The following is an 18,026-nucleotide window of genomic DNA, read 5'->3' as shown; positions in this document are numbered from 1 at the left end:
CCCCGGCCGTTCAGCCAAGGGGTTGACGGCCGGGCTGCTTCATCTGGTTGACAACCTATCATCCTGAATTTGCTCCCTTTGTTCAATCGGCCCCTGAAAGTGTTAACTAACCTTTACACTTGCTCCCTCTTCGTTTTTTCCTGCCAATAAAGCCTTTAAGTTTCAACAAGATAAAAACATGGCACTAACTATGCCTCTTATTGATTATCCCTTGAGCACGGACACACTTCCAAAGGTGCGCCAACGGGGAAAAGACTCCGGCAGCCTAAGGCCGCCGGCGGTGCCGGCCCCCATACCATTGGGCGGGTACCGACTCAAATCGATGGAGGACAGCATCATGTCTATATGGAACTACTGTAGATCCGGCGCCAGCCTGAAAGCCCTGCAAGCCTTTGCAGTGGCGGTGGTTAGCGCCGTGATACTGGTACTGGCAACGCCGCCAGCCTATGCCAACCACCCGGGGGGGCCGACGACCACCCTCAACGTACAACCTGTGTTTGTATCCGGTAATCCGACCTGTTCATCTCTGGGCTCAGAGTTTATCGAATACAAAATAGACGGTGTGAGTAGCGGCATTTTTACCGCCCCCGACGGCACCAAGTTTACCCTGACCGTCTACTCAACGGCTCAAGGCCAGGCTTTCGACTGGTCGGTGACCGGTGGCGTGGTCAAGGATATGGTGGTCAAGGGCGGCCCCAATGCCAATCACTATATCTATGATCCCCCCCACACCAATGCCGTGGCCGATACCTTCCTGCACTCTCCGGTTAACCACAATAACAACCGGTTTTATGGCCTGAGCCATATTTCCTTCTGTTATGAACCGGGCGCACCCAGTATCGATATCACCAAGGTCTGTGACAGCACCGATCTTTCCGGTATGACCGCCAGCTATAATTACACCGCCACCATTACCAATGACGGCGACTTCCCGCTGACCAGTATCATGCTGAAAGAAGCCAATAACGGCTTCGACAGCTGTGTGATCACTTCGCTGAACGGCGTGCCTGTCGCGCACCAGAACCTGACCCTGGGCAGCTTTGTGGCGGTCAATGGCGTCGGTACCCTGGATCCGGGCGATCATGTCGATGTTGGCATCACCTGTACCGCCGGTGAAATCAACCTGGTCAATGAAATCCATGTGGAAGGCTCTCACGAAGGCGACACCGTCACCGATATGGACAGCGCCGCATGTCTGTTCGCACCCGACCCCATGGTCAGCGTCGACAAGACCTGCCCCTTCGACGACAGCGTTCGCCTGATGTCGATGGACAATATGCTGGTGGTGGAAGTCTGCCCGGCCATCACCGTGACCAACACCGGTAGCGAAACCCTGTCATCCGTGTTTGTCAACGATCCGGCCTTGCCGCAGCTGGCAGCTTTGGGCGATCTGGGTCCCCTGGCCCCCGGCAACAGCATAGTGCTGGACGAGTACTGCTACCTGCCGGCCGCACCGGAAGGCGCCACCCTGGATGAGTTCATGGCAGTGGTCGCCGACCCCATCGATCCTATCGAGGGTACCGACGACAAGTACGCCACCGCCACCGCCGCCTTCTTCAACAAGGTAACGGTTGATGCGCTCGGCTTCTTCGGTGGCACCGCCAGCGACTCCGACAGCACCTACTTCTGGGATGAAGAAAAAGGGGAATGGGTGGCCGAGTGTCCGCTCTGCGTTCCCTGCCCAGACTGTCCGGAGTAAGCCAACAATAACTACGAGTAGCTAATCAGGAAGGGCAGCCCAGGCTGCCCTTCTTTTTGCCTTAGCGGTTCTTGCCGTTGCCCTTGCTGTCGCTTTCCAGATTTTGTAACCGCACCGACACGGTGGCGCTGGCGCTTAGTCTGCCGTCGCCGATGGTATAACCTAATCTATTGCTGCTCTTGAGGCCTTTGGCCGGCGTATAGGCCAGGCCACTGTCCGCATCCACATAGGAGATGCCTGTTCCCTAAGCCGGATCCATCAGGGCGCCCCCACCGCAGTAGCCAGCCCAGGACGCCCGCGCCGTGCCCCAGGAGTATCACCACAAGCTGCCGGGTTGGTTCATCTGGTTGACAACCTATCACCCTGAATTTGCTCCCTTTGTCCAACTGGCCCCTCAGAGTGTTAACCCGTCTTTACACTTGTCTTCTTTTCTTTTTTTTTACTCCAATAAAAATATTAAAATTCAACAAGATAAAAACATGGCACTAACTATGCCTCTTATTGATTATCCCTGAGCACGGACACACTTCCAAAGGTGCGCCAACGGGGAAAAGACTCCGGCAGCCTAAGGCCGCCGGCGGTGCCGGCCCCCATACCATTGGGCGGGTACCGACTCAAATCGATGGAGGACAGCATCATGTCTATATGGAACTACTGTAGATCCGGCGCCAGCCTGAAAGCCCTGCAAGCCTTTGCAGTGGCGGTGGTTAGCGCCGTGATACTGGTACTGGCAACGCCGCCAGCCTATGCCAACCACCCGGGGGGGCCGACGACCACCCTCAACGTACAACCTGTGTTTGTATCCGGTAATCCGACCTGTTCATCTCTGGGCTCGGAGTTTATCGAATACAAAATAGACGATGTGGGTAACGGCACCTTTACCGCCCCCGACGGCACCAAGTTTACCCTGACCGTCTACTCAACGGCTCAAGGCCAGGCTTTCGACTGGTCGGTGACCGGTGGCGTGGTCAAGGATATGGTGGTCAAGGGCGGCCCCGACGCCAATCACTATATCTATGATCCCCCCCATACCAATGCCGTGGCCGATACCTTCCTGCACTCTCCGGTTAACCACAATAACAACCAGTTTTATGGCCTGAGCCATATTTCCTTCTGTTATGAACCGGGCGCACCCAGTATCGATATCACCAAGGTCTGTGACAGCACCGATCTTTCCGGTATGACCGCCAGCTATAATTACACCGCCACCATTACCAATGACGGCGACTTCCCGCTGACCAGTATCATGCTGAAAGAAGCCAATAACGGCTTCGACAGCTGTGTGATCACTTCGCTGAACGGCGTGCCTGTCGCGCACCAGAACCTGACCCTGGGCAGCTTCGTGGCGGTCAATGGCGTCGGTACCCTGGATCCGGGCGATCATGTCGATGTTGGCATCACCTGTACCGCCGGTGAAATCAACCTGGTCAATGAAATCCATGTGGAAGGCTCTCACGAAGGCGACACCGTCACCGATATGGACAGCGCCGCATGTCTGTTCGCACCCGACCCCATGGTCAGCGTCGACAAGACCTGCCCCTTCGACGACAGCGTTCGCCTGATGTCGATGGACAATATGCTGGTGGTGGAAGTCTGCCCGGCCATCACCGTGACCAACACCGGTAGCGAAACCCTGTCATCCGTGTTTGTCAACGATCCGGCCTTGCCGCAGCTGGAAGCTTTGGGCGATCTGGGTCCCCTGGCCCCCGGCAACAGCATAGTGCTGGACGAGTACTGCTACCTGCCGGCCGTACCGGAAGGCGCCACCCTGGATGAGTTCATGGCAGTGGTCGCCGACCCCATCGATCCTATCGAGGGTACCGACGACAAGTACGCCACCGCCACCGCCGCCTTCTTCAACAAGGTAACGGTTGATGCGCTCGGCTTCTTCGGTGGCACCGCCAGCGACTCCGACAGCACCTACTTCTGGGATGAAGAAAAAGGGGAATGGGTGGCCGAGTGTCCGCTCTGCGCTCCCTGCCCGGACTGTCCGGAGTAAGCCAACAATAACCACGAGTAGCTAATCAGGAAGGGCAGCCCAGGCTGCCCTTCTTTTTGCCTTAGCGGTTCTTGCCGTTGCCCTTGCTGCCGCTTTCCAGATTTTGTAACCGCACCGACACAGTGGCGCTGGCGCTTAGTCTGCCGTCGCCGATGGTGTAACCGAAACTGTCATTGTTCTTGAAGTTCCTGGCCGGGGTATAGGTCAGGGTACCGTCCGGGTTGATCACCACCGAGCCCTTGCTGCCCTGGGTGACGGCCGTCACCTGGATGGCGTCTCCGTCCGGATCATGGTCGTTGGCCAGCACGGCGATGGTCACAGCCTGAATACTGCTCAGCACCACCTCGTCATCCACTGCCACCGGCGCCTGGTTGGTACTCACGTCTTCGCTGGCCTCGACCTTGACGGTAACAGTCGCGCTGGCCTCGCCGCCCCGGCCATCGGAAATGCGGTAACCAAACACTTCGGTGCCGCTAAAGCCGGCGGGCGGCGTATAGACCAGGCTGCCACCGCTGATGGCCACCTGGCCAACGGCACTGTCGACGGCGATGATGCTCAGCTTGTCACCGTCCGGATCCCAGTCGTTGGCCAGCACAGGAATGGTCACGGCGGTATCCTGAAGGGTGCCGGCACTGTCGTTGACCGCCACCGGCGCCTGATTGGCGGCTTCCGGCTCGCCGCCGCCACCGAAGTGGATATCCACGGTGATCCCGTTCTCGTCCGCCCACAGTGGGGTGATGGTCAGGCCGCTGTCCGCATCCACATAGGAGATACCCGCTCCTAGGGCCGGATCCATCAGATCGAACTCGGGGGCCCAGGTCACGCTGCCCGGGGTCATGTCCAGCAGGTAGCTGCTGTTGCGATCTCCCTCCGTGGCCAGACGCAGCAAAATACCATTGGCCAGGGTTTGCGGATCACCGAAGGTGGAGCTGGCAAACAGAGGCTTGTCGGCCCCGATGGGCTGGCGATGGTCCAGGTAATACCACTGCTTTCTGCCACTGGCATCCAGCCCGCGTAATACCTTGAGTCCCTTGGGGCCGTTATCCTGGCTGGCCATGGCCGTTATGGTGTAACTCCCCCCGGTGGTGACTTCGGTAACGGCCGGAGCCTGGTCCCGGTTCAGCCAGCCCAGCAACTCTTTCTGGAAAGGGTTGGCATGGCTGGTCGCATTGCCCATGATATCCATGGTATCGCCGTACTCCAGGCTGGAGCACTTCCCCGCCAGCACCCCCTCACTGCAGCTCAGGCCATGGGAGTGCATCAGACCCATGTTGTGTCCCAGCTCATGAGCAACAAACTTCAGGCTCAGCCCGGCGGTGATAAAGGCGCGGGACGGCGAGCCACCGACGGTGGCCCAGTTGGCGTTACAACCACTGGAGGAAGGCACCAGATACACCAGCCGATCATAACGGCTCAGGTCCACTCCGCTCTGGGTGGCCAGTTTGTTGGCCTCGTCTATGGTGGTGGACGGACAGTTGCCACCGTCCAGCGGCACCGTATACCAACCCAGTGCCTCGCCGCTTAGCCAGGTCTGGCCATAGGAGGCTTCCATAAAATAGTTGCTCACCGGGCCGAACATAAAGTCCGCGGCCTGCTGCCGGCTCCAGGGCTTGTCATCGGGCGCGCTCTGGTAATTGACCAGGATCACGGCGGTACGCTGCTCCCCCAGGCTCAGATAGCCGGAGCCGGCACTGCCGCCGTTGCTGCCGCCATCGGTCCCGCCGTCGGCGGCTAGCACCAGCAGGTCGCCCCCGGCCAGCAGGATCTCGTCATCGATATCGTCGGCACCACCGGCAGACCGGCCGAGAGCATGGCCTTTAAGCTGTACCTGCTGGCCGCTGCGAAGATCCCCGGCCTTGCCGGCCAGATGCAGCTCCAACCGTTCGGCATAAGGAGTATGCAGCAGATAGCGCAGCCGGCTGCCGCCGTCTTCATGGTGTTCGTAGCGCAGTTCCAGCTCGCCCTGCAGCTCGACGCTCCGCTCCAGCAACACCCTGACTTCCGCCGGCATCTGCTGCGGCTCGGCCAGTAGCAGGCCCAACGCCGTTTTAGGCTGGGAACGGGCCAGCTCCAGCAACGTCCCCCGGCGTGTTTCGGCCAGCTCAAACAGCCGGGCCCGGGCTGCTGCTTTTTCCCCTCCGGCAGCTGACTGCCACCGCTGCACTTGGGCCTGTAGCGCCCGGGTTTGCTCTTCGGCATCTTTACCGGCCTTTAGCTGTGCCGAAACCTTTATATCGGCAAAGCCGCGAGCATGATGCTCTGGCGCGGCAAGGGCGGGTAGTGAAATGCTCAGCGCAGCGGCAATACCGCCGGCCGCCAGAAAATGGACAATAGCAGGCCTGGAGAGGCGCATCGGTTTCTCCCAAAAATTAAGCACAAAAATCCCTGCCCCTTAAATGGAGCCATTAGAGTATTTTATTGCGAATTACTTAAAAAACAGCAGCCTTGAGGGCTGCATAACATTTGTTGAAGAAAGGGCAAACTCAAATGATGCTCTTTCAACCAAGCGGCGGGAAATATAGCATGATGACCTGGCCTTTTTTATTACCTACAGTTCTAAAAAGACCAAAAGCTGGACAACAAAAGGATTCTTTTGGATATAAGATAAAACTTAAACCATTGATATCAATAATACATTAAGCGAGCTTACACCACTCCCCCACAAACTAAACAATCATTTATCGGACAATACCAATGTCAGCTTTTGTCATGACCGTATTCAAACGAAAAACCTTTAATTTAAGCCAATAATAAAATGGAAACGAACCGCGTTTGTAACGCAAACCATACAGTGATGGATATTACCTTTATCTGAAAACTCAACAGCTTATATCCCCCCTCCCTCCAACTGTAACAGCAGCCTAACACTTATTCGCACCACATCGCACAAAAAAGCAAAAAAAACATTGCTTTTCAATGACTTGAATGCAAGGCATGAATAATGCTTTCTTCAGGTATCTCTCTTTAGCCAGAACATCCCCGGAAGCCTCTGCTGCTATACGCAAGGTTCGGGCGGCGGAATGAAGGGAGGAGATAAAGCACAACACATGAGTGCCGACCCTTGCGGTATATCCATGCCACAGAGCCGGAATTGTTATTTCAAGTCCTAGATCACATCAAAGGAGAAAGGACATGAACAGCTTACTACCACGCTGTATAACGTCGTTCAGGGGGCTGCTGCATCTGCTCGCCCTGCTGATGCTGACGTTTATCAGCTACCAGGCTTACGCCATAGCGCCACAGCACGTCAACCTCACCTTCGAGGGTTGCAAAGGCAGCACCGACAGCTATATCCCAACCCCGGGTGGCTTCATATGTAACGACAGCGAGTACACCACGGGTAACCTGGGCAAGGGCTGGAACGAGCTGGATCTGGTGCCCCACCGCCTGACCACCACCCTGGGCAGTCAGACCGCGGCCACCACCACCTATGACCTGGTTGTGGCCGGCGATCACGAAAGATCCGTCAGTGGCGGCGTCGCCATCGGCTGGGACTTTATCTCGGTGCCGGTGGTCAATACCGCCCTGTCCCACGCCAGTTGCCAGATCTCCGCTGGTGACATGCTGAAAACCGCCAACGATGCCAGTATCTACCGGCATATAGAGATAACCCAAGACAAGGGCACCACCTGCGTATTCGACTGGGTACAACGGCTGGCGCTGGGTTCCCACCTCTATCCGGGCTCCTCGCTGCACTCCAATACCCTCAATGAGAACCTGGGTACTGCCGGTGTGGGTAATCGGGATATCTCCATTCCGGTAAAAGAGATACTGCCGCAGACCCTGGATAAAACCATGTCCGCCACCAAGGACACCTTCTTTGCCTGGAACATCGTCAAGGATGCGGATCCGGCCAACCTGCATTTCTTCAATACCTGCAGCGAGGAAAACGAGCTAAGTCAGGATACCGTTATTACCGTTACCTGGACCAAAATGGAAACCGAGGGCGGCAACGTCACCATTGTCACCAATATCACCGCCGTCAATCCCTCGCACCGGAACATCATTATTGAGCTGACCGATACCATCTACGGTAACCTCGGCGCCGGTGAAGTGATCCTGGACACCAAGGTCTTTGACCCTGCAGTTATTCCGGCGGGCGGCAGCCTGACCCAGACTCATACCCTGATTCTATCGGAAGAGGATGCAGGCGTCACCGGCTTGCGGGACGAGGCCGTGGCCACCTATGAGGATCCCATCTTCCCCGAGGAGGAAATATTCGGTGAACTGACCGCGGAAGCCTCCACCGATATCATCCCCAGCGGCAACACCGTGAACGACAGCGCCATTATTACCGATGTGGAAAATATCACCGGCAATGGCCTGAGCTTCTCCGTGGTGCAAATCAACGGCGCCACCGGCAGCTTCAGCGGTCCGACCGTTGGGGTTACCAGCTCGACCTGGACCTCGGATCCGCAGTTCGGCAATGGCTTCGCCGTCTTCAAGAAAACGGTGCACCTGGATGAACCCAGGATCATCACCGCCGGCGCGGCCCTGTCCGATACCGCCACCCTGCTCGGCTCCGATGATTTCGAAAAAGAGGCCACTTTTAGCGTAGGCATCACCGCCGAGGCCGAAGTCGAGCTGACCATCGACAAGTCCATCGCCAACATACTGCAAGGAGCGGAAAGCGCCACCTTCTGGTTCGATGTCTACAAGGATGAAATCCTGGTCGACAGCGTCTCCATCACCTTCAACGCCGGCGAGACCAACAAGTCCGCCACTGTTTCCGGGCTGGAACCCGGCGACTACAAGGTGATCGAGCAGCCCGCCGCCGGTTTTGCCGTGCAGCAAAATAACCAGGAAGTGAGCATAGACCTGCCCGCCTGTTTCGGCATGGTCGAGTTCCTCAATAACGCCGTGCCGGCCAAGGCGAAAGTGGTCAAGGTCACCCTTCCCGCCGGGTTCGAGGACGGCTGGGAGTTCACCCTGAGCGGTAACGGCGTGAATGAAACCAAGACAACAGCCGGAGGCATGATACTGTTCGACGCCCTGCTGGGCGAAGGCAACTACACCATAGTGGAAACCGAGCAGGATGGCTGGGATCTGACCAGGATAACCAACCACGACGGCAGCCTGGGCAGTTGCAGCTTCAGCGTCAACCTGCCCGCCGATGCCGACAAGGTGTTTGCATGTGAATTTGAAAACACCGCCCGCAGCACCCTGATCGTGGAAAAAGTGGTGACAGGCAACCTGAACCTGGATCCTAACGGCACCTTCCACTTTACCGCCGACAGCGATGCCCAGGAGCTGCTGCTGAAAGACCTGACCACCACCGCCTTCAATACCCCGGTATCTGAGAGCTACGAGGTCAAGCCCGGCTCCTATGACCTGACCGAAGCCGACCCCAGCGCCAACAACTTCAGCCTGGTGGACATCGCCTGTAAGGACGAAAACGATGTGGAAACCGGCCAGGTCAACCTGGGTCAACTCTCGGTATTCGATGTAGCGGTTGCACCGGGCGCCGTGGTCACCTGTACCTTCACCAACGAAAAACTGGCAGCCCCCGGCTTTATCGAGATCAGGAAAATCTCGATTGGCGGCGTCGACACCTTCGATTATGAAGACAATGTCGACTCGGCCGACAGCACCGGCAACTTCGAGCTGACCACAGTGACCGAAGGCGTCTCTGTTTCACACTTCTTCAATATTGTGGAACCCGGCGTCTACCAGGTGACCGAGCTGGATCCGACCCTGATCGGTTATGACCTGACCGAGCTGGAGTGTGAGGATCCCAAGTCCGGCGTCAACAATGTCGGTACCTCGACCGATCTGGCCAGCCGCACCGCCACCATCAGCGTGGACGACGGCGAAACCGTGGTCTGTACCTTTACCAACACCAAACGGATCATGGTGGATCTGTTGAAGCTGTTCAACGGCGTGGTCAACCCGGCCATGGACGTCAACTTCAGGCTGTATGAAGGCCCCGATGGCTTCGGCGGCACCCTGCTTGCCAGCGACAATACCCTGGGCAAACTGGATGGCCTGCTCACCTTCGGCGGCATCAAGCTGGAAGCCGACGGCACCTATACCCTGTGCGAACTGGACATCCCTCCCGGTACCACAGCCGACTGGTCCGTGGATGGCGTCCCCTTGACTCCCTACAATCCCGATGCTGACAATGTTCCGCCGGAAGATCTGGGCAACCGCTGCATCGACTTCGGGGCGGGTACCGACCTGGTGGTCGAACCGGGCGACACCCTGCATCTGATGGTGGACAACGTCAAACCCGAAGGCGATCGCCGCACCCCCGGCTACTGGAGCAACTGGAACCGGTGCACCAACGGTGGTCAAGCCAACACCGCAGATAAAAACGGCGGCTCGGCCAATGGCTACTGGTTGCTGGAAGATGTACTGCCAATCAGCGCCGGCAATGTTCTGCTGGATAACTGCGAAGATGCGGTCAAGGTACTGCAGCACCGCAGCCTGCAAAACGGCCGGGTAATGGCCCAGTTTGCCGACTTCAAGCTGGCCCGCTCCCTGGTGGCCGCCAAGGCCAATATCGCGGCCGGCGCCAGCCAGTGTGCCGACACGGCCGCGACCATCGCCGCCGCCGACGCCCTGCTGATCGCCGTGGGCTACGACGGCAAGTCCGGCAAGGTCGGCAGCAAGCATCCCCAGTACAGTGCAGCCATCAACCTGCATGGCATACTGGATGACTATAACAACAATATCTGCCACTAAAGCAGCATAAGCACAGCGGCGGACCTTCGGGCCCGCCGCATTTTTTATGCCGCTATTTATTGCGACCGTTGCCCTTGGCGGTCGAACCGCTGCTTTCCGGCGATTGCAGTTCTATATAAACGGTGGCGCTGGCACTACCTCCCCGGCCATCGGAGATGGTGTAGCCGAAGCTGTCCGTCGTCTTCAGGTTGTTCTTGGGGCTGTAGCTCAGGGTACCGTCGCCATTGATGGTGACATGGCCACGCGAACCCTGCGTCACCGACACCACCGTCAGTTGGTCCCCATCCGGATCATAATCGTTGGCCAGCACGGCTATCTTTACCGGCTCCGGGCTGGTCAGTACCTGGCTGTCATCCACCGCCACCGGGGGGAGATTTTTTATTTCCGGCTCTGGCTCCGGTGACTGCACCGCATCGACTGTGACCGTCACACTGGCACTGGCGCTACCGCCCCGACCATCGGAGATGCTGTAGTTGAAGCCGGCGGTACCGCTGAAGCCGCTGGCGGGAGTAAAAGTCACGGAACCGTCGGCATTGAGCCTGGTGGTGCCATTCTTGACCCCGCTGATGGCACTCACGCCGATGGCATCGCCATCGGGATCGGAGTCGTTGGCCAGTACCTTGATGGTCACGGCGCTATCCTGCTGGGTGCTGGCGTCGTCGTTGACTGCTACCGGCGGAGTATTCACCGGCTCGGAGGGCTCAGGGGCCGGCTCGACCATGTCACCGTCTACCACGTAAGTGACCCGGGCCGGCTGACCATGGGCACCGCTCTGTGCCGTCACCCAAATATCGTAGAAGCCGGGGGCGGCACTGGTATCCGAAGTCACCCTCAGGCTGGTCGTTTGAGTTTCACCCGGTTCCAATATCAGGCTGCCACTCAGGGTGAAGGCAGACCAGCCATCGGGCCCCTGGGTGTGAAAGTTGAAGGTATTGCTGCCGCAACCGCTGCTGTCGTTATTGGTCAGGCTGACGCTGTAGGTCACCCGGGTACCGGCTGCCACCCACTGGCTTTCTCCCGGGCTGATGCTCAGGGTAGGCGCAGAGGGCAGACAAACACTGCCCTGGCCGCTGCCGTTCAGCCAGACGGAAACGCCGGCCCGACTACCGTCGACCCACTCGGTACTGACACTGACCCCGGCCTGGTCGTCGGCAAACAGCAGCCCCGCTTCCAGCGCCGGATCGCTGAAGTCGGAATTACCGCTGCGGCTGCCGGGCGTCATATCCAGCAGGTAATTGGACCCCCTCTGGCCCTGCACCCCGGTACGTACCACCAGGCCATTCTGAATATTGGCATTGGAGGCCAGCACGGCGTCGAACCCGGCGGGCTCACGGAATTCCGCGTAGTACCAGGACTGATTGCCCTTGTCATCCACGCCGCGCGGTATCTTCAAGACCCGGGGTCCAGGGCGATCGGAGGCATAGCCTTCCAGCACGTACTGGCCGCTTTCGGTCACGGTGATCATCTCGTCGGCATCGAACCAGTTCAGCCATTCTTTCTGGAACGGGCTGTAGTGTCCCCTGCCGGCACCCATGACGTCCACGCCATCACCGTACTCCACATGCTGGCAGTTGCTGCCGATCACCTCGGCGCCGCACTCCAGGCCGTGGGCATGCCCCAGCCCCAGGTTATGGCCAAATTCATGCGCCACCAGGTTCCAGTACATACGGCCATTCAGCAACATGGACGAGGTGTCCCCCCCCACGGAGGCGGAACCGGAAAACGCACAGGCCGTGGTATAGGGAAAGGCATAAATAAAACGATGGTAGGCGGCCAGATCCACACCGGCCGCCTCGGCCTGATTCCGCGCTTCACGGATAATATCACCGGACACACAACTGCTCTTGCTCAGGGGCAGGGTGAACCAACCTTCGACATTGCCGCTGAGCCAGGTTCGGCCATTGGAGTTCTCGCGAATAAACCGATCGGTTTCATCAAACACCACCGAGCCGACCTGCTCCCGGGTCCAGGGCATGGAAGTGTCATCGGCAAAGTTGACCAGCAGCACCAGGGTTTTCTGTTCTCCCATGGCCGCCGAGCCGGCAAGGGCATCACCGCCATTGCTGCCTCCATCGGTACCGCCATCCTGGGCCAAAAACAGCAGGTTCTGCTCGGCTTCGGTCACAAACAGCTGGTCTTCCGTCTGCCCCTTGCCGCTGATCAGCAGTCCGTTGGCCTGCACCCGTTTTCCGGTTTCCAGCCCGCCTTGGGCAACATCCATATGCAGGCCTACCCGTTCCCCCATATCCGTAACAAGGTGATGTCTCAGTTGGTGGCTGCCATCCTCAAAATCCAGGTAGCTCTGCTCGATGACGCCCTCAACCAGGTGCTTCTGCTCAAGCTTTTCCTGTATCCGAGCAGGCATGCCCTTTACCTTGCCCGCCGGTAATAACACCGGAAACACCTCTGCCGGCGCCTGCTCGGCCAGCGTCAGCAACAGTTGTCGACGTTCTTCAACCAGAGACAGCATCAGGTTGTCGTCCAGTCTCCTCCCCGCTTTCGCCATATTGTTCAACGACAGGGTGTGCGCCATGGCCAAACGTTTGGGTTCACTCGGGGCTTTATGGCGGTGGGACGGATGTTGATGATCATCATGATCCGGTGCGGCGAGAGCGGGTAATGAAATGCTCAGCGCAGCGGCAATACCGCCGGCCGCCAGAAAATGGACAATAGCAGGCCTGGAGAGGCGCATCGGTTTCTCCCAAAAATTAAGCACAAAAATCCCTGCCCCTTAAATGGGGTCATTCAAATCCTTAGTAACGCATTGCTTACCAAGATGGCAGCCAAGCTGCATTTGATTCATGCCGGCAGAAAGAAACTCAAATGGTTATCCTTTAACCGGGCGGCGGGCACTATAGCACGGGGATTTGACGATTTTTTTATTCCATATTGATATAAAAAAGCGCACACAATCCAAATAAGAAACAAAAGGAGCCTATTGAGAATGATAAAAAAATGTTAAGTCTAGGATATTAGTGGCATTAATTGATGCGCTTATTTTTTAACCACTTGGGCTTTTACCGACATTACAAAAATCAATATAAAGTCAGTTTCTGTCATGGATATTTTCATTTGGAACACGATCTAGGCATAAAAAGACGGTCCTGCAGGGCCCAAGAGGGTAATGGCATGGAAGAAGCCATCAAGAAGGGAGTTGAATGAATCAGAGTTCATCCCACAGATCTATTTTACGACAACAATAGCAGCGGGGATAATAACGGCAAAAGGTACGGTTTCCGCAGTAATAGCAGACTCGGCAGAGCCTCTTGCTGCCACAGCCGGTTTCCGATGTTTGCTTCGTTCTCGTATGCTTCATGGTGTAAAGCCTTTGCCTTGTTGCAGTAGCTACACTATCCGTAAACAAAGCAATTTTTACACCATTTCCAGTAATTACAGCCTAATCAAACACTTTACGCTTTCTGCAAAAATACCTATATCTCAAAAGTGTAAATGGGAAGAAACAGGCTCAACCTTTCTTTGAATCCAGCAAATGATGCTTCTCCATCAGCCGGTACAGGGTCACCCGCGAAACGCCCAGCAGGCGGGCGGCGGAAGACACATTGTTGCGGGCATGGAGCAGGCCGCGCTTGATGGCCTGTAGCTCGGCCTGATCACGAACCTGTTCCAGGGTCGGCAGCACCTGAGTGGTCTCGGCATTTTCCAGCCCCAGATCGGCGGCGGTGATCAGCCGGTTCTCGGTCATCACAATGGCTTTGCGCACCCGGTTGATCAGCTCCCGAACATTACCCGGCCAGTCGTGATGGTTCATGGCGGCAATCGCCTTGCGGCTGAAGCCCCGCACCTTGTGGTGCTGCCCCTCGGTGAACTTCCTGAAGAAGAAGTTGGCCAGCAACTCGATGTCCCCTTCTCTCTCCTTGAGATCCGGCACCTCTATGCTGAGCACGTTCAACCGGTAGTAAAGATCTTCCCGAAATTCCCCAGCTTTGACCTCCCCCTGCAGATCCTTGTGGGTAGCCGCAATCACCCGCGCATCGATATACAGGGTGTCGTTGCCCCCCAGCCGCTCTATGGTTTCTTCCTGCAGGAAGCGCAGCAGGTTCACCTGCAGCGGCAGGGGCAGATCCCCGATTTCATCCAAGAACAGGGTGCCGCCCATGGCGGCTTCGATACGCCCTATTTTTCGACAGTGGGCGCCGGTAAAGGCACCCTTCTCGTGGCCGAACAACTCCGCCTGCACCAGGTGTTCCGGCAAGGCGCCGCAGTTAAGCGCCACAAAAGGCCCCAGCCGCCGCCGGGATCGCTGGTGAATCGCCTGGGCAATCAACTCCTTGCCGGTACCACTGCTGCCGGTGATCAGCACGGTGGCGTCCACCCCCGCAACCTTGCGGATCTGGCTGAACACCAGCATGATGGCCGGGCTGGCCCCCACCATCTGGCACTCTTCCCGATAGCGTCGCTGTTCACGTTCAAACTCCCGCAACTGCCCCAGTCCATAGGCGTGGCCCAAGGTGGCGGCCAGATAAGGATTCTTGTCTGACAGCGGCAGGGTGTAATAGTCGAAGAAGTAATCATGGATCAACTGGCTGAAAGTGCCCTTGTCGACGTTATCCGCCTCGATCAGGGCAATCCAGTTGAGTGGCGGCGATTCTTCCACCAATTGTTCAAAGGCCAATTGCTGCTCATCATCGAGCTCGCCGAAGCGCACCAGGGCCACCTGAAACTTGCATTCATACAATGCGGCTTTCGCTTCCGGGATGGAGTCGGCCCGGATCACCTGCCAGTCATCAAGCAAGTCGGGAATGTCTTCATGCTGATAAGGGGAAAGATGAAGGTAAAGCACCTTTCTCGGCGCCGTTTTGGCGTCGCCGGCCCTGCTTTGGTGTTTTGATTCCGTTGTCATTGATCTGTGGCCCGTCCTGGAACAGATAACAACTAGTTTAGTACAAGCCGGTTTGAATACCCGGAAAAAGCCCGGCTGCCAGCTGGCCGGAAGGGGCATTCGGCTTCTATATTAAGAAGTACATGCCCCCAAGGATGGTCATCATGTACGGCAACTATTTCGGCTTGAGCGATCTGCCTTTTTCCATTGCCCCGGATCCCCGTTACCTCTATCTCAGCCAACAGCACCGGGAAGCACTGGCCCACCTGCAATATGGCCTCAGCAGCCACGGCGGCTTTGTACTGCTCACCGGCGAGGTCGGCACCGGTAAAACCACGGTATGCCGCTGCCTGCTGGAGCAAGTGCCGGAGCACACCGATCTGGCCTTTATCCTTAACCCCAAGTGCACCGCCCTGGAGCTGCTGGCCGCCATCTGCCAGGAGTTGAACATAGCGGTGCCGGAACGGGCCAACCTGAAACAACTGACCGACGCCATCAACCATCACCTGCTCGATACCCATGCTCATGGCCGCCGGGCGGTGCTGATCATCGACGAGGCACAGAATCTGTCGACCGAGGTATTGGAACAAATCCGGCTGCTGACCAACCTGGAAACCAATACCCACAAACTGCTGCAGATTATCCTGCTGGGCCAGCCGGAACTGGCCGAGAAGCTGAAACAGCCGGAGCTGCGCCAGCTGTCCCAACGGATCACCGCCCGTTATCATCTGGCTCCCCTCACCTTTACCGAAATGCAGTCCTACATCGCCCATCGCCTGTCGGTGGCGGGCATAGAAGCCTCTCTGTTTCATCCCAACAGCCTGCGCCGGCTTTACCGTCTGACCGGCGGCGTCCCCAGGCTGATCAACGTGATCTGTGACCGGGCTCTGCTCGGTGCCTATGTGCAACGGCTGCCCAGGGTGGATCTGGAGACCATGAACCGGGCCGCCACCGAGGTGCTGGGCCGTCCCGGAGCCGGTCCGCATTGGCGGACATGGGCCCTGGCCGCATGCCTAGCGGCACTGCTGGCCGCCGTGTGGCTGCTGGATGTGAAACAGTGGTTGCCGCGTGCCAATGTTCCCCAGCTGTCGCAGGTATCCTCGGCCGGCGCGGATCCGGATAGTCCGCCCCTCTCCCCGCCTGAAGAGGCGGAGCCGGCCGATAAGGTTATTACGGCTTCCCCGGTTGTCGAGCCGGAGCTTACTCAGCCCGAAAAGCAAGAACCGGAATTCTGGCAATGGCCCGCCGCCCTGGATACCGATATCAGCCAGGTCATGGCCTACCAGCACCTGTTTTCCCTGTGGGGGCTGGATTACAACCCGAATGAGCATCCGGTCGTGTGTCGCTTCGCCCGCCTGCACCAGTTGGATTGCGCCTTTCAGGACGGAGACCTGGCAACCTTGCAACAGCAAAACCACCCAGCGGTCTTTCGCCTGGAACATCCCGACAAGGGAGCCGTCTATGCCACCCTGACCCGCATCGATAACGAGCAGGCGGACGTCATGCTCGGCGGCCAGGTCAAGAAAATTACCCTGGCCGAGCTCGCGGCCAGCTGGCCCGGCAGCTATGTCTTGCTCTGGCAGCCCCCGCCCCGGTACCAGGCACCATTGTATCCGGGCAGTCGCGGCGAAGCCGTGGCCTGGCTTGAGCTGCACCTGGCCTCCTGGCAAGGGCGGGCACCGCGTCGGCAGCATCAACGCTATGACGAAATACTGGCCGGTGATATCAGGGCATTTCAGCGCAGCAAGGGGTTGACCGCCGATGGCGTCTTTGGTCCGCAAACCGGCATCTATTTCAGTGCCAGCCTGCTCGATGGCCTGCCCAGGCTCAGTGGCCAACAGGAGAACACCAGTGTCGTATATCCTTGATGCACTAAAACAATCGGAACGACAACGCAGCCGGCACCTGCCGACGGCAGGCATGACCCTGCAGCCAGTGCCCCCAGCCGGACCAACCAGTGCCCCTCCTTTTTACCGCCGCAGGCTGTGGTGGCTGCTGGCGGGGCTGGTTGTAGCCCTGCTCGCCGGCTATGGCCTGGGTAAGCTTGGCTCAAGATGGCTGCAATCTCCGCCAGGGCCGGTATTCTCGTCACCAGGTCCGCAGCAGGAAAGCGGTGCCGCGCCCGCGCCGCGTCCCTCGGAGAGCCCTCGGCCGCACAGAGAGCCCATCATTATCGACTCTGCTCCGGTGCGCATTTTGGTGGATGATCCCCCCGCCCTCAGCCTTACCATGCCCGAGCCGGTTCCCGCCCCGGCCTCGGCGCCCCCCCTCCCGGTCGTCTCTTCCCCGACGGTAACCCGGGAGCCCCCCGCGCCGGAGTTCAATCCGGGCGTGCCGGACCTGCGTGAATTACCTGCCAGTGTCAGAACCCGGCTGCCCGCCCTGATCCTTTCAGTACACATTTATTCGGCGGCGCCGGCCGGTCGAATGGCCAACATCAACGGCCACATGCTACGTGAAGGACAACAATTGGGGCCGTTGCAAGTACGGAGCATCACGCCCAAGGGCGTCATTCTGAGTTTTGAAGGACAGGAGTTTCATCTGTATTCGGTGGGAGGCTGACGGAGCGTGAGGCGTGGAAAATGTAATAATCCCACTGCCTGCCACGGATTTCCGCTTGGCGGAGATGTGCTTTAAGTAACTGATTCTAATATCGCTGCATCAACCGGGCCCCATACGCAAGCACGCCGTAAACCCAGCCATGAGGCTCCTTCGCGCCATCCCTGGCGCGAAGGGTCTGCTTAGTGGAACCTGGTCGCTGCCGGGAGAGACCTACCATTCAGAACAGCTATTTAAGCGGCCTG

The 18,026-nt window shown here is 58.0% G+C and carries 9 protein-coding genes and 1 pseudogene; 5 read left to right on the top strand and 5 right to left on the bottom strand.

Annotation, left to right across the window (positions count from 1 at the left end; genetic code table 11):
• Positions 1-337: 337 nt before the first annotated feature.
• Complete coding sequence (locus ACEVBK_RS19595) at positions 338-1,699, top strand: hypothetical protein (RefSeq protein WP_375056543.1); 1,362 nt, start codon at positions 338-340, stop codon at positions 1,697-1,699.
• A 61-nt stretch (positions 1,700-1,760) separates the two neighbouring features.
• Here ACEVBK_RS19595 and ACEVBK_RS19590 read toward each other — a convergent pair whose 3' ends face one another.
• The gene (locus ACEVBK_RS19590) at positions 1,761-1,925 is read right to left on the bottom strand and encodes a hypothetical protein (RefSeq protein ID WP_375056542.1); all 165 of its coding nucleotides are present in this window, start codon (positions 1,923-1,925) and stop codon (positions 1,761-1,763) included.
• Positions 1,926-2,336: 411 nt separating this feature from the next.
• Here ACEVBK_RS19590 and ACEVBK_RS19585 point away from each other — a divergent pair, with 411 nt between their 5' ends.
• Complete coding sequence (locus ACEVBK_RS19585) at positions 2,337-3,698, top strand: hypothetical protein (RefSeq protein WP_375056541.1); 1,362 nt, start codon at positions 2,337-2,339, stop codon at positions 3,696-3,698.
• 61 nt (positions 3,699-3,759) lie between these two features.
• Here ACEVBK_RS19585 and ACEVBK_RS19580 read toward each other — a convergent pair whose 3' ends face one another.
• Together ACEVBK_RS19580 and ACEVBK_RS19575 are read right to left on the bottom strand one after the other, a co-directional pair.
• Positions 3,760-5,277 carry an Ig-like domain-containing protein gene (locus ACEVBK_RS19580; RefSeq protein WP_375058612.1) on the bottom strand — a complete coding sequence of 506 codons (1,518 nt, stop codon included), beginning with the start codon at positions 5,275-5,277 and terminating at the stop codon, positions 3,760-3,762.
• Between the two features lie 523 nt (positions 5,278-5,800).
• Positions 5,801-5,860, bottom strand: a pseudogene (locus tag ACEVBK_RS19575) (hypothetical protein); the annotation flags it as partial.
• Positions 5,861-6,830: 970 nt separating this feature from the next.
• Between ACEVBK_RS19575 and ACEVBK_RS19570 the strand changes: the two are divergent.
• On the top strand, positions 6,831-10,382 hold the full coding sequence (locus ACEVBK_RS19570) for a collagen binding domain-containing protein (RefSeq protein WP_375056540.1): 3,552 nt from the start codon (positions 6,831-6,833) through the stop codon (positions 10,380-10,382).
• Between the two features lie 52 nt (positions 10,383-10,434).
• Here the strand turns inward: ACEVBK_RS19570 and ACEVBK_RS19565 are convergent, their stop codons facing one another.
• Both ACEVBK_RS19565 and ACEVBK_RS19560 read right to left on the bottom strand, forming a co-directional pair.
• A complete protein-coding gene (locus tag ACEVBK_RS19565; protein WP_375056539.1) occupies positions 10,435-13,074 on the bottom strand; it encodes an Ig-like domain-containing protein in 2,640 nt (879 codons plus the stop codon).
• A 774-nt stretch (positions 13,075-13,848) separates the two neighbouring features.
• Positions 13,849-15,243 (bottom strand): sigma 54-interacting transcriptional regulator, encoded by a 1,395-nt coding sequence (locus ACEVBK_RS19560; RefSeq protein ID WP_375056538.1) that lies wholly within the window; start codon positions 15,241-15,243, stop codon positions 13,849-13,851.
• Positions 15,244-15,386: 143 nt separating this feature from the next.
• Here ACEVBK_RS19560 and ACEVBK_RS19555 point away from each other — a divergent pair, with 143 nt between their 5' ends.
• Positions 15,387-17,090 carry an AAA family ATPase gene (locus tag ACEVBK_RS19555; RefSeq protein ID WP_375056537.1) on the top strand — a complete coding sequence of 568 codons (1,704 nt, stop codon included), beginning with the start codon at positions 15,387-15,389 and terminating at the stop codon, positions 17,088-17,090.
• Positions 17,074-17,784, top strand: a complete 711-nt coding sequence (locus tag ACEVBK_RS19550) for a general secretion pathway protein GspB (protein WP_375056536.1) — start codon at positions 17,074-17,076, stop codon at positions 17,782-17,784. The genes ACEVBK_RS19555 and ACEVBK_RS19550 overlap by 17 nt, the downstream gene beginning before the upstream one ends.
• Positions 17,785-18,026 lie beyond the last annotated feature (242 nt).

This window comes from Zobellella sp. DQSA1 (genome assembly GCF_041950555.1).
Lineage (GTDB): Bacteria > Pseudomonadota > Gammaproteobacteria > Enterobacterales > Aeromonadaceae > Oceanimonas.
The sequence above is the reverse complement of the archived record's forward strand: the minus strand, read 5'-3'. Positions and strand labels throughout refer to the sequence as shown.

Excerpts from the sequence above, each read along its gene's own strand:
- ACEVBK_RS19560 (WP_375056538.1), bottom strand. The coding sequence starts at position 15,243 with ATGACAACGGAATCAAAACACCAAAGCAGGGCCGGCGACGCCAAAACG.
- ACEVBK_RS19595 (WP_375056543.1), top strand. The coding sequence starts at position 338 with ATGTCTATATGGAACTACTGTAGATCCGGCGCCAGCCTGAAAGCCCTG.
- ACEVBK_RS19585 (WP_375056541.1), top strand. The coding sequence starts at position 2,337 with ATGTCTATATGGAACTACTGTAGATCCGGCGCCAGCCTGAAAGCCCTG.
- ACEVBK_RS19570 (WP_375056540.1), top strand. The coding sequence starts at position 6,831 with ATGAACAGCTTACTACCACGCTGTATAACGTCGTTCAGGGGGCTGCTG.
- ACEVBK_RS19565 (WP_375056539.1), bottom strand. The coding sequence starts at position 13,074 with ATGCGCCTCTCCAGGCCTGCTATTGTCCATTTTCTGGCGGCCGGCGGT.
- ACEVBK_RS19580 (WP_375058612.1), bottom strand. The coding sequence starts at position 5,277 with ATGTTCGGCCCGGTGAGCAACTATTTTATGGAAGCCTCCTATGGCCAG.
- ACEVBK_RS19555 (WP_375056537.1), top strand. The coding sequence starts at position 15,387 with ATGTACGGCAACTATTTCGGCTTGAGCGATCTGCCTTTTTCCATTGCC.